25 protein-coding genes are annotated in these 26,457 nt (G+C 64.1%); 12 read left to right on the forward strand and 13 right to left on the reverse strand.

Features of this window, described 5'->3' with window-relative positions; genetic code table 11:
• The coding region (locus EOA24_RS03880) for an aldehyde dehydrogenase family protein (RefSeq protein WP_127409593.1) at positions 1 to 984 on the reverse strand (984 nt) is incomplete at its 3' end.
• 19 nt (positions 985 to 1,003) lie between these two features.
• Positions 1,004 to 2,230 (reverse strand): iron-containing alcohol dehydrogenase, encoded by a 1,227-nt coding sequence (locus EOA24_RS03885; RefSeq protein ID WP_126078897.1) that lies wholly within the window; start codon positions 2,228 to 2,230, stop codon positions 1,004 to 1,006.
• Positions 2,231 to 2,454: 224 nt separating this feature from the next.
• Here EOA24_RS03885 and EOA24_RS03890 point away from each other — a divergent pair, with 224 nt between their 5' ends.
• The 7 genes from EOA24_RS03890 (at position 2,455) to EOA24_RS03925 (ending at position 10,004) form a co-directional block, all read left to right on the forward strand.
• Positions 2,455 to 3,153 carry a GntR family transcriptional regulator gene (locus EOA24_RS03890; RefSeq protein ID WP_126078896.1) on the forward strand — a complete coding sequence of 233 codons (699 nt, stop codon included), beginning with the start codon at positions 2,455 to 2,457 and terminating at the stop codon, positions 3,151 to 3,153.
• A gap of 73 nt (positions 3,154 to 3,226) precedes the next feature.
• Positions 3,227 to 4,729 (forward strand): sugar ABC transporter ATP-binding protein, encoded by a 1,503-nt coding sequence (locus EOA24_RS03895; protein ID WP_245501752.1) that lies wholly within the window; start codon positions 3,227 to 3,229, stop codon positions 4,727 to 4,729.
• The gene (locus EOA24_RS03900; protein ID WP_127409594.1) at positions 4,726 to 5,718 is read left to right on the forward strand and encodes an ABC transporter permease; all 993 of its coding nucleotides are present in this window, start codon (positions 4,726 to 4,728) and stop codon (positions 5,716 to 5,718) included. The genes EOA24_RS03895 and EOA24_RS03900 overlap by 4 nt, the downstream gene beginning before the upstream one ends.
• Before the next feature lie 61 nt (positions 5,719 to 5,779).
• Complete coding sequence (locus EOA24_RS03905) at positions 5,780 to 6,730, forward strand: substrate-binding domain-containing protein (RefSeq protein ID WP_126078894.1); 951 nt, start codon at positions 5,780 to 5,782, stop codon at positions 6,728 to 6,730.
• A gap of 75 nt (positions 6,731 to 6,805) precedes the next feature.
• Positions 6,806 to 7,399, forward strand: a complete 594-nt coding sequence (locus tag EOA24_RS03910; RefSeq protein WP_112130067.1) for a DJ-1/PfpI family protein — start codon at positions 6,806 to 6,808, stop codon at positions 7,397 to 7,399.
• 427 nt (positions 7,400 to 7,826) lie between these two features.
• Complete coding sequence (locus tag EOA24_RS03915; RefSeq protein WP_127256730.1) at positions 7,827 to 9,227, forward strand: NAD(P)-dependent oxidoreductase; 1,401 nt, start codon at positions 7,827 to 7,829, stop codon at positions 9,225 to 9,227.
• A 525-nt stretch (positions 9,228 to 9,752) separates the two neighbouring features.
• Complete coding sequence (locus EOA24_RS03925) at positions 9,753 to 10,004, forward strand: DUF768 domain-containing protein (RefSeq protein WP_042640970.1); 252 nt, start codon at positions 9,753 to 9,755, stop codon at positions 10,002 to 10,004.
• A gap of 30 nt (positions 10,005 to 10,034) precedes the next feature.
• Here EOA24_RS03925 and EOA24_RS03930 read toward each other — a convergent pair whose 3' ends face one another.
• A complete protein-coding gene (locus EOA24_RS03930; RefSeq protein ID WP_126078892.1) occupies positions 10,035 to 11,153 on the reverse strand; it encodes a P1 family peptidase in 1,119 nt (372 codons plus the stop codon).
• Positions 11,154 to 11,160: 7 nt separating this feature from the next.
• Positions 11,161 to 12,726, reverse strand: coding sequence for an exodeoxyribonuclease VII large subunit (gene xseA, locus EOA24_RS03935; RefSeq protein WP_127409595.1), 1,566 nt, complete (start codon positions 12,724 to 12,726; stop codon positions 11,161 to 11,163).
• A 121-nt stretch (positions 12,727 to 12,847) separates the two neighbouring features.
• Between xseA and EOA24_RS03940 the strand changes: the two genes are divergently transcribed.
• The gene (locus EOA24_RS03940; RefSeq protein WP_126078890.1) at positions 12,848 to 15,058 is read left to right on the forward strand and encodes an EAL domain-containing protein; all 2,211 of its coding nucleotides are present in this window, start codon (positions 12,848 to 12,850) and stop codon (positions 15,056 to 15,058) included.
• Between the two features lie 104 nt (positions 15,059 to 15,162).
• Here the strand turns inward: EOA24_RS03940 and EOA24_RS03945 are convergent, their stop codons facing one another.
• Positions 15,163 to 16,119, reverse strand: a complete 957-nt coding sequence (locus tag EOA24_RS03945; RefSeq protein ID WP_042640974.1) for a LysR substrate-binding domain-containing protein — start codon at positions 16,117 to 16,119, stop codon at positions 15,163 to 15,165.
• Between the two features lie 238 nt (positions 16,120 to 16,357).
• Between EOA24_RS03945 and EOA24_RS03950 the strand changes: the two genes are divergently transcribed.
• Complete coding sequence (locus EOA24_RS03950; protein WP_126078889.1) at positions 16,358 to 16,648, forward strand: DUF1127 domain-containing protein; 291 nt, start codon at positions 16,358 to 16,360, stop codon at positions 16,646 to 16,648.
• 233 nt (positions 16,649 to 16,881) lie between these two features.
• Here the strand turns inward: EOA24_RS03950 and EOA24_RS03955 are convergent, their stop codons facing one another.
• The 5 genes from EOA24_RS03955 to EOA24_RS03975 all read right to left on the reverse strand — a co-directional run bounded on the left by EOA24_RS03955 (position 16,882) and on the right by EOA24_RS03975 (position 21,492).
• A complete protein-coding gene (locus EOA24_RS03955; RefSeq protein WP_126078888.1) occupies positions 16,882 to 17,319 on the reverse strand; it encodes a hypothetical protein in 438 nt (145 codons plus the stop codon).
• Between the two features lie 49 nt (positions 17,320 to 17,368).
• Positions 17,369 to 18,298, reverse strand: coding sequence for a DUF937 domain-containing protein (locus tag EOA24_RS03960; protein WP_126078887.1), 930 nt, complete (start codon positions 18,296 to 18,298; stop codon positions 17,369 to 17,371).
• Between the two features lie 101 nt (positions 18,299 to 18,399).
• Positions 18,400 to 19,773, reverse strand: coding sequence for a glutamate--cysteine ligase (locus EOA24_RS03965; protein WP_126078886.1), 1,374 nt, complete (start codon positions 19,771 to 19,773; stop codon positions 18,400 to 18,402).
• Between the two features lie 205 nt (positions 19,774 to 19,978).
• Entirely contained in the window at positions 19,979 to 20,713 is a 735-nt protein-coding gene (locus EOA24_RS03970) for a 16S rRNA (uracil(1498)-N(3))-methyltransferase (RefSeq protein WP_127409596.1), read from the reverse strand.
• A 134-nt stretch (positions 20,714 to 20,847) separates the two neighbouring features.
• A complete protein-coding gene (locus EOA24_RS03975; RefSeq protein ID WP_126078884.1) occupies positions 20,848 to 21,492 on the reverse strand; it encodes a hypothetical protein in 645 nt (214 codons plus the stop codon).
• Positions 21,493 to 21,579: 87 nt separating this feature from the next.
• Here EOA24_RS03975 and EOA24_RS03980 point away from each other — a divergent pair, with 87 nt between their 5' ends.
• Positions 21,580 to 22,278 carry a type 1 glutamine amidotransferase gene (locus EOA24_RS03980; protein WP_126083514.1) on the forward strand — a complete coding sequence of 233 codons (699 nt, stop codon included), beginning with the start codon at positions 21,580 to 21,582 and terminating at the stop codon, positions 22,276 to 22,278.
• Positions 22,279 to 22,610: 332 nt separating this feature from the next.
• On the forward strand, positions 22,611 to 22,742 hold the full coding sequence (locus EOA24_RS43825; protein WP_263498119.1) for a hypothetical protein: 132 nt from the start codon (positions 22,611 to 22,613) through the stop codon (positions 22,740 to 22,742).
• Between the two features lie 187 nt (positions 22,743 to 22,929).
• Here EOA24_RS43825 and EOA24_RS03990 read toward each other — a convergent pair whose 3' ends face one another.
• From EOA24_RS03990 to EOA24_RS04000, 3 genes are all read right to left on the reverse strand, one after another.
• Positions 22,930 to 23,697, reverse strand: a complete 768-nt coding sequence (locus EOA24_RS03990; RefSeq protein ID WP_126078883.1) for a metallophosphoesterase — start codon at positions 23,695 to 23,697, stop codon at positions 22,930 to 22,932.
• Positions 23,698 to 23,799: 102 nt separating this feature from the next.
• The gene (locus EOA24_RS03995) at positions 23,800 to 24,936 is read right to left on the reverse strand and encodes an alpha-hydroxy acid oxidase (RefSeq protein WP_127256843.1); all 1,137 of its coding nucleotides are present in this window, start codon (positions 24,934 to 24,936) and stop codon (positions 23,800 to 23,802) included.
• Positions 24,937 to 24,960: 24 nt separating this feature from the next.
• A complete protein-coding gene (locus EOA24_RS04000) occupies positions 24,961 to 25,764 on the reverse strand; it encodes an FCD domain-containing protein (protein WP_126078882.1) in 804 nt (267 codons plus the stop codon).
• A 207-nt stretch (positions 25,765 to 25,971) separates the two neighbouring features.
• Here EOA24_RS04000 and EOA24_RS04005 point away from each other — a divergent pair.
• Positions 25,972 to 26,457 (forward strand): DUF3422 family protein (locus EOA24_RS04005; RefSeq protein ID WP_127409597.1); only part of this gene is annotated, 486 nt, incomplete at its 3' end.

Genomic DNA, 26,457 nt, shown 5'->3' on the forward strand with positions numbered 1-26,457 from the left:
GGCGAGCGCCGCCATGCGTTTGCGCAGGCCTTCGGCGAATGCGTCATGGATGCCCGCCTGGACGTAGAGCCTGTTGGCCGCCGTGCAGGCCTCTCCGGCGTTGCGCATCTTGGCGATCATCGCGCCGTCGAGCGCCGCCTCGAGATCGGCGTCGTCGAGCACGATGAACGGCGCATTGCCGCCAAGCTCCATCGAGCAGGAAATGACGTGCTTCGCCGCCTCGGCAAGGAGCAAGCGGCCGATGCCGGTCGAGCCGGTGAAGGAGAGCTTGCGCACCCGCGCGTCGGCCAGCATGGCCGCAGTCACCGGCCCTGGATTCGAAGTGGTGATGACGTTGACGACGCCCGGCGGCACGCCGGCTTCCTCGTAGAGGGCGGCAAGCGCGTAGGCCGTCAGCGGCGTCTCGCTGGCCGGCTTCAGGATGACGGTGCAGCCGGCGGCAAGCGCCGGCGCGATCTTGCGCGTGGCCATCGCCGGGAAGTTCCACGGTGTTATCAGAACGCAAATGCCGATGGGCTGGAAGTCGACCACGATCCGGTTCGCGCCGGACGGCGCAAGGCCGAACTCGCCGCTGATGCGAACCGCTTCCTCCGCGTTCCAGCGGAAGAACTCGGCCGCATAGGCGACTTCGCCGCGCGCGTCACGCAGGGCCTTGCCGTTCTCCAGCGAAATCAATGCGGCCAAAGTCTCGGCACGTTCGGTCATCAGCTCGAAGCAGCGCCTCAGGATCTCCGACCGCTTGCGCGGCGGGGTCTCGCGCCAGCCCGCCGCCGCCTGTGCCGCCGCCTCGACCGCTGCCGCGGCGTCGGCGAGCGTCGCGTCCGGAATCGCGGCGATCACAGCCTCGGTCGATGGGTCAACCACTTCGATGACGCGGCCGTCGGAGGAGGGTCGCCATTTCCCGCCGATGTAAAGGCCTTGCGAGAACGGGATGTATTCGGACATGTCGGAATCCTGATCAACTGTTAGGTGGGAAATGTTCATTGCAATCGGGCTCCTTCCCTCACATTGCCGCGGCCGACATGTCGCCGCTGTAAGCAGCCCTGACCAGGCGCTGCATCGCGGGCAGGTCGAAGGGGCGGGGATTGTTCTTGATCAGCCGGTCGATGCCAAGCGCCTGTTCCGCCGTCCAGTCGATCTTGTCCTCGGCAAGACCGAGGTCAGCCAGCGTCCGGGTGATACCGATGGCGTTGAACAGTCGCGCGACTTCCGTGATTGCGGCATCGGCCAGCTGACCGGCATCGCGGTCCTGGCGCGGCAGGCCAAGCGCAATGCCGATTTCTGCGATCTCCGAGGTTGCCGCCGACAGGTTGTAGCGCATCACATAGGGGAGCATCGTGGCGACGCCCAGGCCATGCGGCGTGTGGGTGAGCGCGCCGACCGGATACTGCACCGCATGGGCGGCGGCGGTTCCCGCCGTGCCGAAGGCGCAGCCGGCGGCCAGCGCTCCCATCATGACATCGGCCCGTGCATTTTCGTTCGACCCATCGCGATAGGCTGCTTCGAGGCTGCGGCCGAGGAGCCTGATCGCCAGAAGGGCGAAATGATCGGTCAGCGCGCTCTTGCCGACGAAGACATGGTGTTGCGCCAGATCGGCATCGGCGCCGCGCCTTGCCGCGGTGAAGGCCTCGATCGCATGCGTCAGCGCGTCGGCACCGGCGATGGCGGTCAGTGATGGCGGGCAGGTCGCTGTCAGGTCCGGGTCGCACAGCGCAACCGCGGCGATGAGATGTGGGCTGGAGATACCGACCTTCAGCGTCCGCTCCGGGTCGGAGATCACCGCGACGGGAGTAACTTCGGAACCCGTGCCGGCCGTGGTCGGCACAGCGATAAGAGGAAGGGTAGGGCCCGGCACCTTGAACTCACCATAATAGTCCTGGAGCTTGCCGCCATGGCTGATGAGCAGCCCGGCGCATTTGGCCATGTCGAGGCAACTGCCGCCCCCGACGCCGATCACCATGTCCGGCCTGAAATCCTTCGCCTCCGCGATACAGGCGCCGACGCTGTCGCGCGGCACATCCGGCAAGGTGCGGTCGTGGACGAGCGTGTCGATCCCGGCAGCCTTCAACCCATCGAGCATCTCGATGAACTCAGGCGTGCCGGCGAGCCTTTCGTCGGTGCAGATGAATGCGCGCTGGCCATGCCGGCCGGCAATGGCAGGCAGCGCATGGCGCTGGCCTTTGCCGAAGAGGATTTCGCGCGGGAGGCGCGCGGCTGCAAAGAGGGTCATGGATCGAGATCTTTCGAAAGAGACTGATGAAAAAACGTCGTGATCATCGGTAGGGGCCGCCTTCAGTTCGCAGGCCGGTGATTTGTCGGCTTCTTGCCCGCGTCATTGAGTGCGGAGTGCGGTTCATAGCCCATCCGTTCGTATCCTCTATAAAATCGTATAGGATATCCTATTGAATTGGCCGGAGCATCATGTTAGGCCTTGCTCCTGTCAAGAGGTAACCGATGGAAAATCCCGACCTGACGGTTGAAACCGAAGCTCGCTCAAGCGGCCGCATCCAGCGCGCCAACAGCTTGGCGGGCGATGTTTACGAAGCAATCTTCGCGCAATTGATGTCGCTGAAGATTCCGCCGGGATCGCGCATCACCGTCGACAACCTCGTCAGGGAATTCGACGTTTCACACACGCCCATCCGCGAAGCGCTCGGGCGGTTGGAGGGGGAGGGCCTGGTGGTCAAAACCCACCTGATCGGCTATCGCGCCGCCCCGCAAATCACCCGGCGCCGGTTTGACGAGCTTTACGAGCTGCGCCTTCTGTTGGAGCCCGCTGCCGCCGCCAAGGCTACGGCAGCGCTGGACGAAGAGCGCCTCGCGGTGTTGCAGGAAGCGGCGGGCGTGATGGCGCGGCGGGTGGGGAAGGACGAGCGCCTGCGCTATTCCAATTTCGCGCGGCAGGACGCGATCTTCCACGACAAGATCATGGAGTTCGCGCAGAACGAGCTCATCCGCGAGACGCTGAACCACCAGCATACGCATTTCCACATTTTCCGCCTGATGTACCACTCGCGCGTCACCGAAGAAGCGCTGGATGAGCACGAGGCGATTCTCGCTGCTTTCGCGGCCGGCGACGCGCATGCCGCCGAGAAGGCGATGCACGTGCACATTGAGAATTCGCGGGACCGCCTCCTGCCCGCCTTCGAGTAACCGCTCCCTTGCCGCCCGCATCGACGGAGATAGCGCTGTTGCGCCCGCAGCCGGCCTTCCGGTTGGCCCCGCGGTGCTGTGCGCCGAGGGGCTGTCCAAGCAGTACGGCGCCGTCACCGTGCTGTCGGATGTCACGCTCGACATCCAGCCCGGCGAGATCCATGCGATCATCGGCGAGAACGGCGCCGGTAAGTCGACATTCATGCGGCTGCTGTCCGGTTACATCGAGCCGACCGAAGGCACGTTGTCCATGGCGGGGCACCGGGTGCGCTTCAGCAGGCCGGACCAGGCTCAGGCCGCCGGCATCGCCCTGGTGCATCAGGAGATCCTGCTCGCCGATGCGCTGAGCGTCACCGACAATCTTTTCCTCGGCCGCGAGCTCACCAAGGGTGGCCTTGTCGATGATGCGCGCATGCGCCGCCTCGCTGCGGCAAAGCTCGCGGAGCTGGGCTGCGAGGTCTCGGCCACGTCTCTCGTGCGCGACATCTCGTTGGCGGATCGCCAACTGGTGCAGATAGCCCGTGCCTTGCTCGACGAGCATCGGGTGGTCATCTTCGATGAGCCGACAGCCGTGCTGACGGGGGGAGAAGTCGAGCGTCTCCTCACCATCATCTTCGAACTCAAGGCACGCGGCATCGCGGTCCTCTATATCAGCCACCGGCTCGACGAGGTGCAGCGGCTGGCCGACAAGGTCAGCGTCCTGCGCGACGGCAAATTGGTTGGCACCTATCCGGGCCATACACTGACGCAGATCGACATGGCGCGGCTGATGGTGGGCCGCGAGCTCAACGCGCTTTATCCCCAAAAGCAGGTGACGCGGACAAACGAGCCGATGCTGAGCGTCCGCAACGCCGTGGTTCCAGGCTTCGTCGAGGACGTGTCGTTCACCGTGCACAAAGGCGAGATTCTGGGCTTCGCCGGAATGATCGGCGCCGGGCGAACGGAGCTGTTCGAAGGAATGCTCGGACTCCGGCCGGGAATCGCTACGGTCGAACTCAACGGCGCTCCGGTTCGGATACGCTCCCAGCGCGAAGCCATAGAAGCCGGCATCGGTTATCTGACCGAGGACCGCAAGGGCAAGGGCCTGCTCCTGCAGGAGCGTCTCGGGCCGAACCTCACTCTGTCCGCCCTCGCCAGCTTGCATCCCGGTCTCATCGTAAGACGCGATCGCGAAGCGCGGGCCTTGGCGCAGGCAATCTCCAGCTACGACATTCGCCTGAAGAGCCTTGGCGCGCGGGCCGGGCAGCTCTCCGGCGGCAATCAGCAGAAGCTTCTGCTCGCCAAGGTGCTCCTGAGCGATCCGTCCGTCGTCATCATCGACGAGCCGACCCGCGGCATCGACATCGCCAACAAGGCGCAGATCTACGGCTTCATCCAGGATCTCGTGAGGCAGGGCAAAGCCTGCATCGTCATTTCCTCGGAGATGCAGGAACTGGTGGGCATCTGTGACCGCGTCATCGTCATGCGCGAGGGCAGGATCAGCGGCGAAGTCTCGGGCGAAACGATGACCGAGAGCAACATCGCGCTGCTGGCAACCAGCTCGCGTGCGCACGTCGCCCAGGGAGGAACAAAGTGACAGCGCTTACCCAGTCCGCGCCGGCGCGAAGCGAGCGGCAATACCAATTCTCATGGGCCGACGCCGGCCCGTTCCTTGCGCTTGCGGCGCTGCTTGCGCTGGGATTCCTGGTCAATCCCGACTTCCTGTCCGCAACGAACCTCAGCAACGTGATCACGCGCAGCGCCTATGTCGCCATCATCGCCGTTGGCGCGACATTCGTCATCTCGTCGGGCGGCCTGGACCTGTCCGTGGGCTCGATGGTGGCTTTCATTGCCGGCATCACCATCATGTTCATGAACATGATGGCGCCGAGCCTCGGCCTCTGGGCCATTCCGGCTGGAATGGCGATCGCGGTCGTGACGGGGCTGCTGTGCGGCCTGGCGAATGGCGTCATCGTCACCGTGGGCAAGATCGAGCCGTTCATCGCCACGCTCGGCACCATGGGCATCTTCCGGGCGCTTATCACCTACATGACCAACGGCGGCACGATCCCGATCGACAAGTCGCTGCGCGAGGCATACCGGCCGGTCTATTTCGGAACCCTGGGCGGGATCCCAATTCCTATCCTGATCTCCGCGATCGTCGCGGTGCTTGGCGCCTTTGTCCTCTACAAGACCAAATATGGCCGCAGATGCGCCGCCGTTGGCGCCAACGAGGACGTGGCGCGCTACTCCGGCATCTCGGTCATCAAGACGCGCACCATTGCCTATGTCATCCAGGGAGCCTGCGTCGCCATCGCGGCCATCTGCTATGTGCCCCGGCTCGGCGCCGCCACACCCACCACAGGACAGCTCTGGGAGCTGCAGGTCCTCACCGCCGTCGTCATCGGCGGAACCGCGCTTCGCGGCGGCAAGGGGCGCATCTGGGGCACGATCGCCGGCGCGGTGATCCTGGAACTGATCGCCAACCTGATGGTGCTCTCCGACTTCGTTTCCGAATACCTCGTCGCCGCGGTTCAGGGCGTCATCATCATCATCGCCATGCTCGTGCAGCGCTTCTCCAAATAATCCGTCTCGGGACCGGGCGGATGCCTGTGTTTGATTGGTCCTCATCTCTGGGAGGTTTGTAATGTTCAGTAGAAAATGGTTTGCGGCCGTGGCCGTCGGCGCGTTGGTGGTCGCCGGCCAGGCGCTGGCGGCCGACAAGAAGGTGGTCGCCGTGTCAATCCCGGCGGCGGACCATGGCTGGACGGCTGGCGTGGTCTATCACGCCCAGGCCGCCGCCAAGGAAATCAACGCGGCCTTTCCCGATGTCGAGGTGGTGGTGAAGACCTCGCCGTCCGCGGCCGATCAGGTCAGCGCGCTGGAGGACCTTTCAGCCAGCCGCAAGCTCGATGCGCTGGTCATCCTGCCCTACACCTCGGAGGAGCTGACCCAGCCGGTCAAGGCGATCAAGGACATGGGCACCTTCATCACCGTCGTCGACCGCGGCCTGACCGATGCCTCGATCCAGGACCTGTACCTGGCCGGCGACAACATCGCGGTCGGCGCCAACACCGCGAAGTTCATGATCGACAAGCTCGGCGGCAAGGGCGACGTGGTCGTGCTGCGCGGCATCCCGACCGTGATCGACGACGAGCGCATCAAAGGTTTCCAGGACACGATCAAGGGCACCGGCATCAAGGTGCTCGACATCCAATACGCCCATTGGAACAGCGACGAGGCGTTCAAGCTGATGCAGGACTACCTCGCCAAATATCCGCATATCGATGCCGTCTGGGCCAATGACGACGACATGCTTCTCGGCGTGCTCGAGGCGGTCAAGCAGTCGGGCCGCACCGACATCAAGCTGGCGCTTGGCGGCAACGGCATGAAGGACATCGTCAAGAAGGTGATCGACGGTGACGCCGTGACGCCCGTCGAGACGCCTTATCCGCCTTCGATGATCAAGACGGCCGTCTACATGACTGTGGCCAATCTGATCGGCCAGGCCCCCGTTCGCGGCCACGTCAAGCTCGATGCGCCGCTGATCACCCAGGCCAATGCCAAGGAATACTACTTCCCGGATTCTCCCTTCTGACAATCGGCAAACCGAACTTTGCGACAGCCAGGGCGCGGCAGCGCCTTGGCATTCCCAAAATCGAAAGGACAAGTCATGCCAGCCAAGAAAATACTGATGCTGACCGGTGAGTTCACCGAGGAATACGAAATCTTTGTCTATCAGCAGGCTATGGAAGCCGTCGGTCACACCGTGCACGTCGTTTGCCCCGACAAGAATGCCGGCGACGTAATCAAGACCTCGCTGCACGATTTCGAGGGCGACCAGACCTATACCGAGAAGCTCGGCCACTATGCGCTGATCAACAAGACGTTCGCCGACGCGGAGAAGCAGCTCGATCAGTACGACGCCGTCTATTGCGCCGGCGGCCGCGGACCGGAATACATCCGCACCGACAAGCGCATTCAGGCGATGGTGCGTCATTTCCACGAAACGAAGAAACCGATCTTCACCATCTGCCACGGCGTGCAGATCCTGATCGCGGTCGATGGCGTCGTACGCGGCAAGAAGGTCGGTGCGCTGGCGGCCTGCGAGCCGGAAGTGACGCTCGCCGGCGGCACCTATATCGACCTGTCTCCGACGGAGGCTTATGTCGACGGCACGATGGTTTCGGCCAAGGGCTGGACGGCTCTCGCCGCCTTCATCCGGGAATGCCTGAAAGTGCTCGGCACGGAAATCCGGCACGGGTAAAGCATGTCTCCCGAAAGTGGGAACCGGTTTCGGGATATAGACATGCGCAAATCAAAAACCTAAAGCGCACGGAGCGAATCTGAAAGATCGCGACGCGCTTTAGGATCCGGCGGGATGCAGAAAGACTTGGAGCGGGTGGCCGGTTCTGGATGGAAGGTTCGCCGCTCCAAGTGCCCAACGATTGCAATCCTTCATCTGTCGAAGAATGACCATTCTTCGACAGCAGCGGAACCGGGAATATCGAACCCTGGAATCTGGCCAGCCTTCCGGCCAACCAAATCGATGCTTGACCCGTCGTCGTTCAGAGCCGACAGATTCTAGACACCTGCAGCAAATCTCTCGCTTGCGACCCGGATATGCCGCTTCGCGCGGTCCATCGAACTCCGGATTGGAGTAGCTGGAGACAGTTGCAGGGAAACGACGCCTCATGACATCGGCCAATATTCTGATCTGCGATTTTGTCGGCCTCCGGTTTGGGGCCGATGGCAATCCCGACCATAGCGAGGTCAAGGCCTACATCGAGGCCAAGGGGGGCGTGTTCCACCAGACAGGCATCGCCAAGGCCGGCGCGCTTGACCCCGGCAAGCTGCATTTCTTCTACCAGCCGCAATTGAGCACGCGCGACGAATTGCTGGCCGAGGCCGGCGACGGCCGCTACGACGCCGTCATCGCCGCCGCGACGTTCATTCCGGCCGAGACCAGATTCCGGCTCGGCGGGGTGCGCATCGGCGCCGGCACCGGCAATATGGGCTCGGCATCCTGGAGCGGCGGCAGCGGCGAAGGCGGCGAAGCGCCGCTGATGAACACGCCCGGCATCAACAGCCGCGCCACCGCGCAGATGGCCATGAAGGCGCTGCTGAAAGTCAGGCCTGACCTTCCAGTTGACAAGCTCAACGCCCTCGTTGCCGGCGGGCAGTTCGATACGGGAAAGGACCTGCGCCATTACCCGACCGAGAAGCTCGAAGGCAAAAGACTGGCGGTGATCGGCTATGGCAATATCGGCCGGGAATTCGCCAGGCTCGGCCAGGCCTTCGGCATGCGGGTCGCCATTCATGCGCGGCCCCGTCACCAAAAATGGATCGAGCTGGAAGGCTTCGACTACGCCGCGACCATGGAAGACGCGGCGCGCGGCGCCGACGCTCTTTCAGTCCACCTTGGCCTCGGTGCTTTCGATCCCGGCGCGCAACGATACGCCAATGCCGGACTGATCGGAGATGAAGTCCTCTCCCTCCTCAATCACGGCGCCGTGCTTATCAACTATGATCGCGGCGAGCTGGTCGATGTTGCAGCGCTGGAGCGCGCGCTGGCGTCAGGGCGCGTTTCCCATGCGGCGATCGATGCGGACCTGTTCAAGAACGGCGGCAAGCTTTCAGGACCAATGCTGCCCTATCTCAAACTGGTCGAAGCCTATGGCCCGCGTCTGGAGCTCCTCCCGCATGCCGCGGCCGACACCGATCATCCCTCTCGCGTCGCCGGCGCCAAGCAGGCGGTCGACCAGATCCACGCGGTCATCACCGAGCGTCACGTCACCAATCTGAAAGGCTCGTTGCCTCCGGGTTTCGTCGATATGGGTGCGAAAGTCCCTCCCGGTATCGGCGGCATTACGCCCCGGCACCTCGCGGCACTCGCCGCGGACCAGGCGGTTGCCGCCGACTTGGCCGGTGCGGGCGCTGTGGTGGCCGGATTCTGGGAGCGTCTCCTGGCTGCATCCGTGCAAGAGCGGGAGGCGTTGCTCTCTTCGGAGGGCGAGGTTTTCGCCGAAGCCGCGAACCGGCTCTCTACCTTGCTGCGTAACCATCATCTTTCCGGGCCGTTCACGTCAAAATAATCCTTAGGTTTCGCTCTCAGTCTCCAGCGAGCACCAACTCGTCCTGGATGTGTTGCTGGCGCGCGACTCCGAACACGCCAGCGCTGGCATGCTGACGCATCTGAGGACCGTCGAACCAACCTTTTGGGGAGGTAGCCGCCCGGACGGCGGAGCCCCGAGTCGACATTGCAAGAGGATGTCACTATATAGCGCCTGCTCCGGCTCGGGCCGGGGCAGCGTTGACCGGGAAGCCGCGATACGGTTTGTGATGCAAATGCGCTGTCGAAATTAGAAAAAGGCAAGTAAAAACAACGACGACGGCCTTCTGTCGATCCCGGCCCATCATTCCATCATTCTCAATGATCTGAACGTGCACCTCGAACCCTTCCATTCCTGCGGCTCTGCGTCTCATGGCCAAGATGTCTTGTCTCATGGCCAAGATGTCTTGCCGGTCGGGGGCGACTCGGTTCGAATAGCGCATGCATCCTTTGCAGGGTGCGGACGTTCATGGCTACCAACCGGCTTTGCCGCCAGGGAAGAAGCAGTATGAGTGAACATGCGATCGAGTTCTTGCGCGGATGGATTGGCGAGAAAGTCCAATGCCAGCATTCGCCGATCCAGATCGAGCAGGCCGAGACTCTCGCCAAGGAGTGCTGCGCCAAAGCCGCCGAGGCAGGCATTCTGCTCGAGGACATCCAGGAAGAGGTCGGCGACATCCAGGAACTGATCGCGTCGCGCCTCGAGGAGGCCGCCGAAGAGGGCAACAGCGAAGCAAGGCCCGACAAGCCGGCGGAGTGAAAACGTGCCGGCGCGGGCAGACGGTATTTCTTAGCCGAATTTCTCCTTTAGCCAGTCCTTCGGCAGCGCCGGCACGAAATTGCCGTCGCGTCCCGTCATGTCCTCATTGGCGGTGAGCGCGTTGAGGATCGCCTCCTCGACGCCTTGCACGACCGCGTCGAAGAACGGATCGATGTCGACATCGGGGATGAACTCCGCGCGTCCGATGCGCCCGGAAGCGCCAAGCGCCGCCTCCGGATTGGCGGTCGAGAACGCCAGAAAGATATCGCCCGAACTGTGGTAGCCATAGCCGCCGGTCATGGCGATGCCGAGCGGCACGCGCCGGGCGAGCCGCTTCATCTGATGCGGTAGGAACGGGGCGTCGGTGGCGACCACGGCGATGATCGAACCCTTTTCGGCGCGCGCCGTCGCCTCGCGGATCGCCGGGTCGACAAGCTCCTGCCCGATGCGCCGGCCGCGAATGGTGAAATTGTGCCTCTTGCCGAAATTCGACTGCACGAAGACACCCAGCGTGTAGCGCTTGTCTTGCCATTCGACGATGCGCGAGGCGGTGCCTGATCCGGCCTTGAAGCCGAAGGTGATCATCCCGGTGCCGCCGCCGACGCTGCCTTCCTCGATGGCGCCGCCGCCGGCCCTGTCGAGCGCGGCGACGACATGCTCCACGCTCACATGATGGCCATTGATGTCGTTGAGGAAGCCGTCATAGGTCTCGGCCGCCACCGGCAGGCCCCAGCCTGTGTCGAGCGCGGCTGGCAGCACCTTGTGCATCCAGCGCAGCGTGGCGTCGCGGGTGACGCCGCAGGAATGCGTGTTGGTGATGGTGACCGGGAAGTTGAAGGCGCCGGTCTCCTCGATGATATGCGTTCCTGTCAGCTCGCCATTGCCGTTCTGGCTGAACACGCCGGCGAAAACCGGCGTCGCGAGTTCCTGAACCGGCCTTGGCAGGATCGCGGTGACGCCGGTGCGCACCGGTCCGTTGCCGACACGCAGCGGACCATCGCCGGAAATCAGCGTCGTGTAGCCCACCGACACGCCTGGAACGTCGGTGATGGCGTTGAAACGGCCTGGCGTGCCGTCGAGCGCGATGCCGAAGGAGCGCAGGCGCGGCTTGCCGGAAGGCGTGCGAAGATGCGGGTCGTGACTGCTCATGCGGTCCTCAGAACAACGAGCCCTGATTGCCCGGCTCCCTGGCCTTGGCGGACGGCTTCGCGGCCAGCTTCGGCCGCGCGACGCCGCTGGTGGCGATGGCCTCGGCAGTGCCGTCGGCGAATTCAAGCTGCAGCGCCGCGCCCGGCGCCAATTCCGCGACCCGCTTGATGACGGCGCCGTCGGCGTCCTTGACCAGCGCGAAGCCGCGCGCCAGCACGGCTTTGTGCGAAAGAGTGGATAGCAGCCGGTCGGCCTGGGTCAGCGCCGCGCGAATCCGGTCGAGCCGCCGTGCCAGCGCCTGGTCCTGCCTGCGCGACAGTCCGGCCAGCGCGTCGGCCTGCAGCTTCTGGCGCCGGGCGATCGGAGCCGGCGACAGGCGCGTCGAATTGCGCTGGAAGCGCTGGCGCCGCTCGCGCACGATGGCGAAGAACGCCGCCCGCGCCCGCGCGATGTCGCGGCCGGTCAGTGTGCGGGCCTCGTTGACGCGCCGCGACAGGGTCGCCGGCGTCAACCTTTGCCGCTCCAGCGTCGCCCGCTTGCGCTCGATATTCACCGTCAGCCCGCGGCCGAGGCGGCAGGTCGCATCGTCGAAACGGCGGCGCGGCAGCGCCGGCAACTGGTCGGGCGAGGGGAGCGCGCGCGCCGCCGCGCGCACCGCCTGGCGTTTGCGCTCCAGATGCCGCGAAGCGCAGGCATTGAGCCGCGCGCCAAGGCTGGCCAAGGTAGCCTCCAGGTCCGCCCTGACCGGCACGGCGATCTCGGCCGCGCCCGTCGGCGTTGGCGCGCGCCTATCGGCGACGAAGTCGATCAGAGTCGTATCGGTCTCGTGCCCGACGGCCGAGATCACGGGGATGGACGACGCCGCGACGGCACGTGCCAGCCCTTCGTCGTTGAAGCCCCAGAGGTCTTCGAGGCTGCCGCCGCCGCGCGCCACGATCAAAACGTCGGGCTGGCGGATAGGTCCGTCCCAAGTCAGCGCGTTGAAGCCGTTGACGGCCGCGGTGACTTCCTTGGCCGTCGTCTCGCCTTGGACCCGCACCGGCCAGACCAGCACATGGAGCGGAAACCGGTCCTTGATGCGATGAATGATGTCGCGGATCACCGAGCCCGTCGGCGAGGTGACGACGCCGATGACCTTGGGCATGAAGGGCAGCCGCCGCTTGCGGCCGGCGTCGAACAGGCCTTCGGCCTGCAGCCGGCGCTTGCGCTCTTCGAGCAGCGCCATCAGCGCGCCGGCGCCGGCCGGCTCAAGATTGTCGATGACGATCTGGTAGTTGGATTTGCCGGGATAGGTCGTCAGCCGGCCGCTGGCGATCACCTCCATGCCTTCCTCGGGGCGGAATTTCAGCCGCGCCATGGTGGTCTTCCAGACCACGGCATCGATCCGCGCCCGGTCGTCCTTCAGCGCGAAATAGGCGTGGCCGGACGAATGCGGGCCGCGATAGCCGGAAATCTCGCCGCGCACCCGCACATTACCGAAGGCGTCCTCGACAGTGCGCTTCAGCGCGCCGGAAATCTCGCTCACCGTGTATTCGGTGGCGTTGCTGCGTGATTCGGTTGCTGTTTCATTCATCGCCGGATTGGGGAACGCTTATCGGCTCGCGTCAAGCCGGGAGAACCCCTGCTAATATTATAACGTGATTTTAAGCCCGATTTGCTTTCACTGACGGCACAAGAGCCGGCCAGGAAACGCGATGAGCGCACGCCACGACAGCAGCCCGTTGCCGCACCAGGTCACGTTGACCGTGCTGACGCTTGCCGCTTTCGCGTTGGCGATTGTCGTCGGCTTCGGCTTCTACGCCGCCAATCAGGCCGACGAGGCTTCACTCGAACGGCAGAAGATTTTCATCGCCGATGGGCTGAACGACCAGATTGCCGCGGTCCAGCGCGAGCAGGAAAGCGTGACGGTCTGGGATGACTCGGTAACCAATGTGAGGGCGGGCAATCAGGCCTGGATCGAGGAAAACCTCAGCACCTGGATGTACAGCTACTACGGCCACAACCGGGTCTACATCCTTGACGCCGCCAACCATGCGATCCACGCCATGCGGGAAGGCAAAGTCGTTGCGGCGTCGGCTTTCGGCGAGGACGAGCCGGAATTGCGGCCGACCATCGACAAGCTGCGCCACATGTTGGGTGAGCCGCTGAAAGCCGACGCCTCCGGCCAGCCGGCCAAGATGGTCGCGCAGGATCTCGTCTCGCTCCAGGGAAAGCCCGCTATTTTGAGCGTCATGCCGCTGGTGCCGAGCTCGGATCGCGTCAGCCAGGCGCCTGGCACGGAATATCTGCATATCTCCGCCGAGTTCATCAACGATGCCGTCATCGGCAAGATCGCGGCAAAATACCTGCTCGATGGCGCGCGCCTGGTGCCGTTGTCCGAGCCGGTTGGCCCGGCCGCCGTGCCGCTGGTCGATTCGCGTGGTGTTATCCTCGGCTATATCGGCTGGGACCAGTTGCGGCCCGGCCTTACCTTGGTGCGCAAGATCGCTCCGGCCTTGGCGATCGCGCTGCTCGTGGCGGGCGGCGTTCTGGTGTTCCTGCTGCGCCGATTGCGTCGCGCCTCAGCCGCGCTGCAGACCAGCCAGGACCAGGCGCAATATCTCGCCTTCCACGACACGCTCACCGGCCTGCCTAACCGGGCGCTGTTCGAGGACCGGTTGCGGCGCATGCTGCTCTTCGCCGGCCAGGACGGAACGCACGTTGCGCTGCTTTACCTCGACCTCGATCGCTTCAAGCACATCAACGACACGCTCGGCCATCCGGCCGGCGACGAGCTCGTGCGCCAGACGGCGGCGCGGCTCAAGCATACGATCCGCGAAGCCGATACTGTCGCGCGGCTCGGCGGCGACGAGTTCGCTGTGATCCTGCTCGACATTCCCGACGCCGGAAGCGTCGAAGATATCGCCGAAAGGCTGCTTATGAAGCTGCGTGAGCCGTTCAGGCTCATTGGCGACCAGGTCTTCGTCGGCGCGAGCATCGGCATCGCACTCTCGTCCGGACCGGATACGGATGCCGACGACCTGCTGCGCAAGGCCGACATCGCGCTTTACGAGGCCAAGAAGAACGGTCGCGGCCGCTACGAGGTGTTCGCCGGCGACATGGACGATCTCTTGTTGCGCAAGCGCAAGGTCGAGTCGGAACTCCGCAAGGCGCTGGACGGCGACGGCGGCATAAAGCTCGCCTATCAGCCGGTTTTCGCGGCCGACGGCCGCCGGATTCTCGGGGCCGAAGCGCTGATCCGCTGGGGGCATGAGGTGCACGGCGCGTTGCCCGCGGCGCAGTTCATCGCGATTGCCGAAGAGCGCGGCCTCATCGGCGAGCTCGGCAAATGGGCGCTGAGCGAAGCGTGCCGCTTTGCCGCCGGGACCGAACTTCCCTGGATCGCCGTCAACATCTCGCCGATGCAACTGCGCGATGCCGGCTTTGCCGAACAGATCGCCGGCATCCTGAAGGAAACCGGACTCGACCCGTCCCGCCTGCAGCTCGAGACCACCGAGAGCGTTCTGCTCGAGCACAATGACACGATTGGCGCCGTGATTGCCGCGCTGCGCCAGTCCGGCGTGCGCATCGTGCTCGACGATTTCGGCACCGGCTACTCTTCCCTTAGCTATCTGCGTCGCCAGTCGATCGACAAGCTGAAGATCGACCGCTCCTTCGTGCGTCTGCTCGACGAGGACGAAAGCGCCCGCGCAATCGCCAAGACGCTGATCGAGTTGGCGCTGGCGCTCAAGGTGGAAGTGACCGCCGAAGGCGTCGAGACCGACGCGCAGAAGGCCTTGCTGGTCGGCATGGGTTGTCACCAGATCCAGGGCTATCTGCTGTCGCCGCCATTGGAGCCCGGCCAGTTGCTTGCGCTGCCGGGTGTTTCGTCAGCCGGCCCGGAGCGTTCCGTCGCTCGGGCCTAGAGCAGTTCGTCATTTCACGGAAACGGCGAACTGCTCTATCTATTTGTTTCAACGCAATTCCTGACGGAAAACCGCTTCACACTTTTCCTGGAATTGCTCCCGCCTTACCAGCCAGGCATGATCTGGTTTGCCTTGACCCTTTTCATCTTGGCAAAGGCGAGCGCGGCGAAGTCGAAGCTTCCCGCCTCTTCGCTCACCGGCACGGAAATGTTGTCGAGGCTTTCGGCGATGTGACGGGCCAAGGCGTCGACGATCTCCGGCTGTGAGGTCTGGCCGCGCATGATGCCGATGCGGCAGTCCGGCAATTGGCCGAAGCCGTCGGCCTCGCCGAGCACGCGCATGCCGGGCCTGAGCGCGCATTCCGGCAGCACCGAGACCGCCAGGCCTGAAAGCACGGCCGCGGTGATCACGGTGGCCGAGAAGCTGGAGAACAGCACGCGGTAGTCGCGGTTCTGCCGGTCGAGCACGTCGACAGCCGCACGCCGCCAGATGCAGTTCGGCCGGCCGAACGCCATCGGCAGGGTTTCCTGTTCATGCGTGGCGTGGTTGGCCGAGGTGACCCACAAAAGCGGCTCGCGACGCACCACTTCCGACTGGCCGCGCGTGTCGTTATGCGTGACCAGCGCGAGGTCGAGATTGCCGCGCTTGATGTGTTCGACAAGCCCCGGCGTCGGCTCGCAAACCACCGTCAGCTCGACACGCGGATTGGAGCGCGAGAAACGCGCCATGATCTCGGGCAGGAAGCGGTCGGCATAGTCGTCCGGCGTGCCGATGCGGATCGTACCTTCGAGGCGCTGGTCGTCGAAGGCCGCGAGCGTCTCGCGGTTGAGGTAGATCAGCCGCCGCGCGTAGGAAAGCAGCCGGTCGCCCTCCTCGGTCAGCTTGTTGGTGCGGCCGTCCTTTTCGAACAGTGGCTTGCCGATCCGCTCCTCCAGCCGCCGCATCTGCATCGACACGGCCGACTGCGTCCGGTGCACCTCCTCGGCCGCGCGGGTGAAGCTGCCGGTGTCGGCGATCGAGATGAAGGTTTGCAACTGATCGAGGTCAAGCGGCGCTTTCATCGGTCCAACCTATCATTGATGTTGATGCTAGAGATTAAAAACATTCGTTGGATTAATCAATCGCGCGATGGCAAATTGTCATTGTCCACATGAGAACAGTGCATGTCGCCCAGAAGTGGTTCCCGGTTCTGGGGACAACGACATGCATCACATCAATGAATGGAAACCGGAACGGCGCTTCTCCCAAGGCGCCGATTGGCTGGTTTCGTCCGCTCGACTCCTGGAAGGAGAGACTGAAATGACCACGATTGAATTCGCCTCCGAGACTCCGCGCATCACCACGCGTCCGGCCGTTGCGACGCTTGTGGTCAATGCCATCGCCAACAGCTACCGCGCCTGGAAAAACCGTCGCGCCTTCTATCGCCTCGGCGAGATGTCCGACGCCGAGCTGGCCGATATCGGCCTGACGCGCGCCGACCTCCATGTCGCCATCGGCGTGCCCTTCGGCCGCGATCCGACGGCGAAGCTGCGCGTGATCGCCAGCGAGCGCGCCGACACGATCGAGGACCTTGCTCGTAAGGTAGGCTGAAGGGCGGCGTTTCCTCGGATTTCCCGTCGCGCTGAACCTTTTCACGGCTCGGCGCGACCAAGCTTCATGCAGGCTCCCACACTCCCTGCCGGTTCCCCGCCGGCCAGCCTGCACATTGCCCGGTTCTCCTCCAGGACCGGGCATTTTTTATTTGCTTCGACACATGACGGAAGCGTTGGTTTCCGCCACACGCAATTTGGTGAAACCAGCAAGGCCGTTTAGGGACGCAGGCTCTAGTCTGGCGCCATCTGGCAATCGGGGCCGACCCACTTACCCGTGGTAATATCCAGCTCGGCATCCATGTTTGCGGCGCTGCACACGGGATAACGATCGTCACCCTGTCGGGCCTTGCTGCGGCTTCTGTATTGATTGACGAGGGTATCGTGGTCGGGCTGCTGCGAGCCTCCCTGCCGCAGTGAAAGCTGCATCATGCAATTGGCGAAAGCATCCGTACCTTGTTCAAAACCGAAGCCAACGCATTGCGCCTCGTTCTTCGAGCTTTGGCCGGCGTTTCCGTTGCTTGTTGTGCAGCCCATCAGCGATGCGGCAAACATCAGTAGCAACATAGAGGACGAAGGGCGCATCCCGCTTTTCCTTGTGATCCAGAATACTCGGTAGTGAGTTGTGGTCGAAAGCCCCTGCAAGCAGTCGCGGCGAGGATTGCGGCGCATCTGCTTGGGTCTCTTGCTCGCGGAACGCCGCTCCGGCGGCGTTCAGGGTTCACCGCCGGTCCATGTCGCGCTTGAACTGGTCGAAGATCGTCTCCAGGCCCTTTTGATATTCGTCGCGCTGCTGCGCACCGGTCTCGAACATCTTGCCGAAGATGTCGTCGAACGGGTTTCGCGGACGGCCGCTCGGGTTGGTTTGCGGCTGTTGCGGCGCGCTCTGCTGCGGTTGGCGCTGTTGCGGCTGCGGCGCCGGCTGCCCGCCGGGCACGCCGAAGCCGCCACCGCCCTGGCGCAGCATCTCCTCGAAGATCTTGCCGAGCGGATTGTCGCCATAGGGGCTTTGCGTCTGCTGCGGCTGGCCTTGCGGCTGCGCGCCGCCGCCGAACATGTCCTGCAACACCTTGCCGAGCGGATTCTCGCCATAGGGATTGGGCGCGGGTTGCGGCGTCTGGGGCGCTGGCGCGACGCCGCTTTGCCGCATCATCTGCTCGATGATCTCGCCGAGCGGATTGCCGCTGCCGCCGAAGCCGCCGGCGGCCTGCATCTGCCCCCCAGTCAACTGATTGTTGGTCTGCTTGAACAGCCCGCCCATCATCATCGAGGCCATGGCCGGCAGCATCTGCTGCAACACCTGCTGGCTGAGCCCCGTCGCCTGCGCGGCCTGGTTCGCCACGGCGCGCGACAGGTCCTTCGAGCCGAACAGATGGCCGAGAATGCCGTTGCCCTCATCGATGCCTTGCGGCGAAAAGGCTCTTGTCGCGTCCTCGAAATATTTGGCGTGCTGCCCACTCGCCATCGCCGTCATGAAGGCGCCCATCCCGTAGGGATCGGCGGTGTAGCGCTGGAGCCCCTGTGAGAAGGCGGGCAGCAGCGCCTGGACCGCGGCCTGCGTCTGCTGCATCGAAAGCCCATATTGCTGGGCCAGCGCCTGCATGCCGGCGCCATTCTGGGCTTGGGCAAAAATGTCGAACAGGGAAGGCATTGGGTTCTCCTCCGACAATATCCTCGTCGGAGAGCCTAGTTCGTTTCCATCACCGATTGAAGCGGCTTTTGCTGCCCAACCGCTCGGCGTACACCGGACAGTTAATAGGCATATTCCATGAACACCGGCTCGATCGAGCCGCCCCAGCGCGTGTGGTAGGCCGACAGCATCTCCTCGGCGCTGGTGGTGCCGCGCGAGACGACCTCGTCCAGCGTGTTGAGGAACGACGTCTCGTCATAACCGTCGCGGTTCTTCTTGCCGCGGTTCTTCAGGCCCATGCGCGAGATGGCGAGCACGTCGCGGGCGACGTCGCGCAAGGTGGCGTTGCGGAACGGCGCCGCGATGCCAAGCTCCGGCACGGCATTGCGCATCGCCAGCGCTTCCCGATAGGTCCAGCTTGCGGTCAGCGCCTCGACGGCGTCCAGCGCCTGCTCGTCATAGAGCAGCCCGACCCAGAAGGCGGGCAGGGCGCAGATGCGACGCCACGGGCCGCCATCGGCGCCGCGCATTTCGAGGAAACGCTTCAGCCGCACGTCGGGGAACAAGGTAGAGAGATGGTTCGCCCAGTCGCCCATGGTCGGCAGGCCGTCGGGGATTTCATTGCGCGCCGCACCCGCCATGAACTGGCGGAAGGTGTAGCGCGTCATGTCGTGATACTGGCCGTCGCGGATGACGAAATACATCGGCACGTCGAGCGCCCATTCGACATAGTCGGCAAAGCCGAAATCGGGCGAGAAGCAGAATTCAAGCATGCCGGAACGCTGGTTGTCGGTGTCGCGCCAGATGTCGCCGCGCCAGCTCTGCAGCCCGTTCGGCCGGCTCTCGGTGAAGGGCGAGTTGGCAAACAGCGCCGTCGACAGCGGCTGCAGCTTCAGCGACACCTGCATCTTGCGGCGCATGTCGGTCTCGCTCTCGAAGTCGAGGTTAACCTGGATCGTGCAGGTGCGGTACATCATGTCGAGGCCCTTGGTGCCGACCTTCGGCATGTAGCGCGTCATGATCTCGTAGCGCGATTTCGGCATTTTCGGCGTGTCGGCCAACGACCATTTCGGGCTGCCGCCAAGGCCGAGGAAGCGGATGCCGAGCGGCTCGGCGATCTCGCGCACCTGCGCCAGATGCGCGTTGCCCTCGCGACAGGTCTGGTGGATCGATTCCAGCGGCGCGCCGGAAAGCTCGAATTGGCCGCCTGGCTCCAGCGAGATCGCGCCCTGGCCGGTCGGCTCGACCAGGCCGATGATACGGCCGGCATCCATGATCGGGTCCCAACCAAGCTTTTGCTGCATGCCTTCCAGGATGGCGCGGATGCCGCGCTCGCCGCCATAGGGCACCGGCGCGTGGCCGTCGACATAGAAGGGGAATTTCTCGTGCTCGGTGCCAATGCGCCATTTGTCGCGCGGCTTGTTGCCGGCGGCCAGATAGCCGACCAGTTCGTCGGTTCCTTCGATGGGCTGGGTATCGGTCGTGTCGCGCGCCATGAGGCCCCTCCGAGCGCTTTGCCCCGGAAATCGGCATCGACTTCCGCCAGGCGTCCTGCACAGTTCCTAAGTGTTACAGCGCCCTTCGTGCGTCGAAAAGCATGCGCGGTGCTGCAGAGGCCGGACGGCCGCCGGCGCTAGATGGACGAAATGCCGGCAGCCGATCAAGCAAAAAATCCTGAGCCAGGCCTCAATGGGATTTGATTTACCAGTCGCCGATCGTCACCTGGATGGCGGCAAGCGCCGCCACTGCCGCCATGTCGGCGCGCAGGATCCGCGGCCCGAGCGGGATGGCGGTGACGAAAGGCAAGGCCCTCAGCATCCTGCGCTCGTCCTCGGAAAATCCGCCTTCGGGACCGACCAGAAGCGCAAGTTTCTTCTCCCTTACCGCCTGCAGGGCCGGCAGCGGATTGTTGGTCGAAGCGTCCTCGTCGCAGAAGATCAGCCGCCGCTCCCTGTCCCAACTGGCGAGCAGCCGCTCCAGCTTCTCTGCTTCACGCACGTCCGGCACCGCGAGGATGCCGCATTGCTCGGCCGCCTCGACGACATTGGCGCGCAGCCGCTCGATGCCGGGCTTCGCCACCTGCGTGTGCTGGGTGATGACTGGCTGCAGCACGCCGGCGCCCATCTCGACCGCCTTCTGCACCAGGTAGTCGAGCCGCCCCTGCTTGAGCGGCGCGAAGCAATAGACGAGGTCGGGCAGCGGCGGCTGCGGCCGCTGCAGCTCCAGCACTTTCAACCGGACAGCCTTCTTGGATCTAGCGGCGATCGCAGCCGACCATTCGCCGTCGCGGCCGTTGAAAAGCAGCACCACGGCGCCTTCGCCGAGCCGCAGCACATGGGCGAGGTAATGGCTCTGCTGCTGTCCGGCATCGAATTCGACGCCTGAGCCTAGATCGTCCGGCACGAACAACCGCTGCATTTTGTAGTTGGCGCGCATGGCCCAGGCAGGTCCCGCAAAAGTGTCCCCGCGGTTTTGCGATCAGAACCTGCGAAAAACAAGGGAATCTAGGCAGATATTTGCGGGCCATCCCGCGAATATCTGCCGAGCAATGGGCGAGGCGATGGATATCGTCAAGTGTCGGCGGTCGGATGCCAGACAGGCGCAAAGCCTTGCCGCAGCACCGCGATGGTGGTCGCCGGCGTCAGCAGGCGCAGCGATCGGCCGGTGAAGCGATCGAAGCCGGTTTGACCGGCGAAACCCGCGAAGGACCATTCAAGTGCCTTTCCGGAACGCAGCGCGTAGGCGGTGTCGCCCTGCGCGATCATCGCTCCATCAGGCAAGCCGTCAAGCTCCGGCACGGTTACGCGAGGGGGCCGTCCACCCGAAGCCAGCCGTTCCCTGTGCAGCCGTTTGTCGACCATCGGCGCGCGGGGCTCTGCGATGCCGAAGGCCTTGCCGAAGCGGCCGACGAAATCGGTCGCCCGTTCGCGTCGGCAGAAGAAGCAGGGCCGGTGGCCGGCGGCCAACGCCGTCACCTCGTCAAGGAAGAACAATTCGGTCCAACCAGCCTTTCCTCCCCTGTTGCGGCCCATCGGCTCGCGCCGCACATTGCGGAACTCGCACACACAGATGATCCAGGCCGGCAAGGCCCAGCGCTTCCTCAGCAGAGTCTTGGTCTCCGGATCATGGATGATGCCGCGATTGCCGGTGAACAGGCCGCGTTCCGGCACGGCATGGATGGCGCCGAAGGGATCGACCCGGTTCTGCAGTGGCATAGCTTTCTCTCCCGCCGCGCATCTTGGCTGAAACACGGGCCGCATGATATCGCTCGCCCCAGCCTTTTCATGTCAGCAGGATTCTCGTTGCGCGTGCTGGTGGTCCAGAATTACGACAATACCGGCCTCGGTCAGGTCGGTGCCGCTCTGGCCGAAGCGGGCGCGGATGTCGACCTGCGGCGCCCATACCAGGGCGATACGTTGCCGCAGGACGCAGGCGGGCACGATGCGATGGTCTTGCTGGGCGGCGGGCAGAATGCGCTGGCCGACGAGGACTATCCCTATTTCCCGGCGCTGCTCGAGTTGACCCGCGATTTCGCCGATAAGGACCGCTCGGTGCTCGGCATCTGCCTCGGCGGTCAGCTCCTTGCCCGCGCATTTGGTGGCGACAACCATATCGGCGGCGCCACCGAATTCGGCTGGCACAAGGTCTCGCTGACGCCCGCCGCGAAGTCGGATCCGGTCCTGGCGGCGCTGCCCGAACAATTTCCGATCTTCGAATGGCACGACGACACTTTTGCGCTGCCTCAGAATGCCGTGCGGCTCGCCGGCAGCGCGGTCGCCGAAAACCAGGCCTTCCGCCTCGGCCGCGCCGTCTATGGCTTTCAGTTCCACTTCGAGGCCGACACGCCGATGGTGCGCCACTGGAGCACCTCCTTCGCGGCAACGATAGCCGAGCGCCATCCCGACTGGAACGACCGGCTCGACGACGAGTTGGCCGGTAACGGCCCCGAAGCCGATGCCGCCGGCCTGGCGATCGCCCGCGCCTGGGTGGCTACCATCTAAGGTACGTTGATATTCAGGTAAGGCCGGCCTGACCTGCATCTCGACACATCCGCGCGGACGCAGCGTGGCATAATTGGCACGCCTCAGCGCCTGCGCCTGGGGATAACGCTCTTCTTTCTTGGTTTGTGTCCGGCTGCTCCCCTAAGAGGGCGCGCTTTGTATCGCCGGTGCAACCGCCATGAACCTTTTGTGTGATCCAGCCGACACACCGGCGAAACAGAATCTGCTTAGAAGCGCGAAATCGTCGAAACATTGAGACGCATTTTATCGTTTCAACGCATTGGTAACCGCGTCGTGCCCAGATGCAGAAAGCTTAACCAGAGATGACGTCCGTGAAAGCAGCACTCCTGTCTTTTGTCATGCTGTCTGCCATCGTGCTCTGCGGCCTGGGCATCTATGCCGCCGACGCAGCAACCAACCACCGGGCCGTCGACGGCTACGGCGTGACGGCCTCGCTCGACTGAGCCCAATCAAAAATCGGAAGCGCGCCCGCGCCGAGATTGCGCCGAAGGCGTGTTGAGATTCAGGTCAAGGCCGAGTCGAAAATGGTGGTTTCCGAGAACCGGAGCGGAGCGTACTTAACGTACGTGAGCACCGGAAGCGCAGGAAAACACCATTTGCAGGCCGGCCTCACCTGAATATCAGCACGCCTTAAAGCGCTTTGCCTTGCACGTCGATGATGCGCTTGTCGCCGCCATTGACGGCGAGCGCGCTCAGCGTCCCCGATTTCCAGGCGAGCGTGTCGACATTGACGCGGTTGGCCTTCACTTCGGCCTCCGGGACGGGCGTGTGCCCGTGCACGATCACCTTTGAAAAAAGCTCCTGGTGATCGTGGAAGGCATCGCGGATCCAGATCAGGTCCAGCAGGTTCTGGCGGTCGAGCGGCACGCCCGGCCTTATCCCGGCATGGCAGAAGAAGAAGTCGCCGAAACTGACCGAAAACGTCAGCGACTGCAGGAAATCGACATGGCTGCGCGGCACCGCTTTCACCAGCGCAGCGTGTCCGCGCGCGATGGCTTCCGCCTTGCCGTACCAATGGGCGTCGCGGACAAGGTCCACGCCATAGGACTGCGCGGTCTGCACGCCGCCATAGTTCATGAACAGGCCGTCCGGCTCGGCATCGGCCAGGAATTCGAGCATGCCGATATCATGGTTGCCGGCCAGCATGATGTAGCGCGGATCGCGCTTGCGCGCCTCGATCAGAAAGTCGATGACGCTCTTTGAATCCGGGCCGCGGTCGACATAGTCGCCGAGATGGATGATGCGCCAGTCGGAGGCGGGCGCATGTTCCAGTTGGCTTTCGATGCGCCGGTGCATGGCGGCGAGCAGGTCATGGCGTCCATGTACGTCGCCGATGGCGTAGAGCCGCATGCCGTCCGGCCCGCGCCCGTCGAGATAGTGGATGCCGGTTTCGGTCAAGGTGAACATGTTCCCAAGGCACAGTTGGAGCCAAGCCTAGTGCCGATCGATGAACAACGCCCTAGCGACGCAACCGATCCGTGCGATCTTGGCTACTGCGTCCTAGCGGCGGAGCTGGTCCTTGCCCATGTCGGCGACGAGGCGCTTGCCGCACAGCGCCAGCGTGACGTCCATCTCCTTGCGGATGATTTCGAGCGCCTTGGTGACGCCGTCCTTGCCCATCGCGCCGAGGCCGTAAAGGAACGGCCTGCCGATATAGGTGCCCTTGGCGCCGAGGCAGAGCGCCTTGAGCACGTCCTGGCCGGAACGGATGCCGCCGTCCATATGGACTTCGATCCTGTCGCCGACCGCATCGGCGATCTCTTCCAGCACGGAGATCGAGGAGGGGGCGCCGTCGAGCTGCCGCCCGCCATGGTTTGAGACCACGATCGCGTCCGCCCCGGTCTCGGCCGCCATCAGCGCGTCTTCCGTGTCGAGGATGCCCTTCAGGATCAGCTTGCCGCCCCAGCGTTCCTTGATCCAGGCGACGTCCTTCCACGACAGGTGCGGATCGAATTGCTCATTCGTCCAGGACGATAGTGAGGAGACGTCGCCCACGCCCTTGGCGTGGCCGACGATGTTGCGGAAAGTGCGGCGCTTGGTTCCTGCGATGCCCAGGCACCAGCGCGGCTTCAGCGCAAGGTCGATGATGTTGGCAAGCGTCATCTTCGGCGGCGCCGAAAGCCCGTTGCGCACGTCCTTGTGGCGCTGTCCCAGGATCTGCAGGTCGAGTGTCAGCACCAGCGCCGAACATTTCGCCGCCTTGGCGCGGTCGATGAGGTTGAGCACGAAATCCTTGTCGCGCAGCACGTAGAGCTGAAACCAGAACGGCTTCTTGGTCACCGAGGCGACATCCTCGATCGAGCAGATGCTCATGGTGGACAGCGTGAACGGAACGCCGAACGCTTCCGCCGCCTGCGCCGCCAGCATCTCGCCGTCGGCATGCTGCATGCCGGTCAGCCCGGTCGGCGCCAGCGCCACCGGCATCGCCACCTTCTGGCCGATCATGGTCGATTCCAGCGAGCGGTTGCTCATGTCGACCAGCACGCGCTGGCGGAACTTGATCTTGCCGAAGTCCTCCTCGTTGGCGCGGTAGGTGCTCTCCGTCCATGCGCCGGAATCGGCATAGTCGAAGAACATCTTCGGCACCCTCCGGCGTGCCAGGTCCTTGAGGTCGGCGATGGTGAGGATTTCGCTCATGATGGGTCCCCGCTAAATCTGTGCTTAGGAGCGTTTGCGTGTGGGTTCGATATCGCCGGCATCGGAGCGCTGTCTCAGCCTCAGCCGGGAGACGCGCTGCCAGTCGCCGCTGCGCTCGGCTTCCGCCATCGAGCGCTCGACATAGGTGATGTGGTCCATCGCGGCCTTGCGCGCCGCGATCGGATCGCCGGCCTTGATCGCGGCATGGATCGCCCGGTGCTGCTCGAGCAGCGCCTCGCGCGCGCCCGGCACGCCGAACACCAGAAGCCGGTTCTGGAAAACGCCTTCCGACAACAGCCGGTAGCAGGAGCGCAGCGTGTGCAGCAGGATGATGTTGTGCGCGCATTCGCACACCGCATGATGGAATTCGACGTCGATCTCCGCCTCGTCGTCGAAGTCGCCGGTCCGGTGCGCCTCCTCCATGCGCGCCATGATGCGGTCGAGCAGCGCAAGGTCCTCCGGCGTCGCCCGCCGCGCCGCATATTCGGCCGCCACCGCCTCGATCTCGCGCCGGTACTCCAGATAGTCGGTCACCGCCTTGCGGTGCGTGGAGATGAGGTCCGTCACCGGCTTGGTGAAGAGCTGGCCGATGACGTCGGCGACATGCGTGCCGCCGCCGGGGCGCGTCGTCAGCAGTCCGCGTCCCTCCAGCGCCTTCAGCGCATCGCGCAGGATCGGCCGCGACACGTCGAACTGGCGCGCCAGCTCGCGCTCGCCCGGCAGCCGGTCACCGGTGCGCAGAACGCCTTCGAGGATCAGGCTCTCGATCTGCTGCACCACCTCGTCGGCGGTGCGCGAATGCTCGATCCTGGAGAAAATGTCGCTCAACGGAGACGCCTGGAGCTGGAACGGATGTCGCCCAGATTAAAGCGTCTGTCGCCAACTGGTCAAATTATTTATCCAATTCGCCCAATGTGGTCGGATCGCCTGCCGCGCGCCGTCATCGCCGGATGCTAATATTTGCTGTTTACGCGTCTCGCCGATTGCCGCAAGACCACCGGGTTGCACGAAGGGTCGAAAACAGGGGGACCAGCCGTGTCCGACGAGATGTCCAGTCTCGAATTCCAGCCGCGCGCCCAAGGCAGCGTCATGGGCTTTCCGGCGCATGAGGGGCGGCCCGGCGCGATCGGCGAGGTCCATGCCCGTCCGCACCCGCTGATCGAAAAGCCGCGCGTGCTGATCCAGCTTTCCTTCATGACCGAGGCCGGCGCCGCGGTCGACCATGCCGTGCTCTCGGAGCTTTCGCGGCGGCTGGGAATCGCAGCGCCTGAGCGGAACGCGCGCCACCATGCCATGAAATGGGGCAAGGGCTCGCTGCGTTGGGAGCGGCATACGGAATTCTCGACCTATCTGTGGGAAGGGCCGCTGGCCGAGAATGGCCGGGGGCAGGAAGATTCGCCCTTCGGTAACGGCTTCTCGCCCCCAGGCACGGTGATTTCCGGCATCCGGCTCGAAATCCGCAAATGGACGCAGGCGAGCGAAAGGCTGATCGCCGGCTTCGACCCCACCAGCCTTTGCTAC

It is taken from the genome of Mesorhizobium sp. M2A.F.Ca.ET.039.01.1.1 (assembly GCF_003998035.1).
Lineage (GTDB): Bacteria > Pseudomonadota > Alphaproteobacteria > Rhizobiales > Rhizobiaceae > Mesorhizobium.

Excerpts from the sequence above, each read along its gene's own strand:
- EOA24_RS03995 (WP_127256843.1), bottom strand. The coding sequence starts at position 24,936 with ATGAGCGAAATCCTCACCATCGCCGACCTCAAGGACCTGGCACGCCGG.
- EOA24_RS03925 (WP_042640970.1), top strand. The coding sequence starts at position 9,753 with ATGAGTGAACATGCGATCGAGTTCTTGCGCGGATGGATTGGCGAGAAA.
- EOA24_RS03940 (WP_126078890.1), top strand. The coding sequence starts at position 12,848 with ATGAGCGCACGCCACGACAGCAGCCCGTTGCCGCACCAGGTCACGTTG.
- EOA24_RS03955 (WP_126078888.1), bottom strand. The coding sequence starts at position 17,319 with ATGCGCCGCAATCCTCGCCGCGACTGCTTGCAGGGGCTTTCGACCACA.
- EOA24_RS03890 (WP_126078896.1), top strand. The coding sequence starts at position 2,455 with ATGGAAAATCCCGACCTGACGGTTGAAACCGAAGCTCGCTCAAGCGGC.
- EOA24_RS03975 (WP_126078884.1), bottom strand. The coding sequence starts at position 21,492 with ATGCCACTGCAGAACCGGGTCGATCCCTTCGGCGCCATCCATGCCGTG.
- EOA24_RS03965 (WP_126078886.1), bottom strand. The coding sequence starts at position 19,773 with ATGGCGCGCGACACGACCGATACCCAGCCCATCGAAGGAACCGACGAA.
- xseA (WP_127409595.1), bottom strand. The coding sequence starts at position 12,726 with ATGAATGAAACAGCAACCGAATCACGCAGCAACGCCACCGAATACACG.
- EOA24_RS03905 (WP_126078894.1), top strand. The coding sequence starts at position 5,780 with ATGTTCAGTAGAAAATGGTTTGCGGCCGTGGCCGTCGGCGCGTTGGTG.
- EOA24_RS03970 (WP_127409596.1), bottom strand. The coding sequence starts at position 20,713 with ATGCGCGCCAACTACAAAATGCAGCGGTTGTTCGTGCCGGACGATCTA.
- EOA24_RS03915 (WP_127256730.1), top strand. The coding sequence starts at position 7,827 with ATGACATCGGCCAATATTCTGATCTGCGATTTTGTCGGCCTCCGGTTT.
- EOA24_RS03885 (WP_126078897.1), bottom strand. The coding sequence starts at position 2,230 with ATGACCCTCTTTGCAGCCGCGCGCCTCCCGCGCGAAATCCTCTTCGGC.
- EOA24_RS03945 (WP_042640974.1), bottom strand. The coding sequence starts at position 16,119 with ATGAAAGCGCCGCTTGACCTCGATCAGTTGCAAACCTTCATCTCGATC.
- EOA24_RS03910 (WP_112130067.1), top strand. The coding sequence starts at position 6,806 with ATGCCAGCCAAGAAAATACTGATGCTGACCGGTGAGTTCACCGAGGAA.
- EOA24_RS03960 (WP_126078887.1), bottom strand. The coding sequence starts at position 18,298 with ATGCCTTCCCTGTTCGACATTTTTGCCCAAGCCCAGAATGGCGCCGGC.
- EOA24_RS03930 (WP_126078892.1), bottom strand. The coding sequence starts at position 11,153 with ATGAGCAGTCACGACCCGCATCTTCGCACGCCTTCCGGCAAGCCGCGC.
- EOA24_RS03950 (WP_126078889.1), top strand. The coding sequence starts at position 16,358 with ATGACCACGATTGAATTCGCCTCCGAGACTCCGCGCATCACCACGCGT.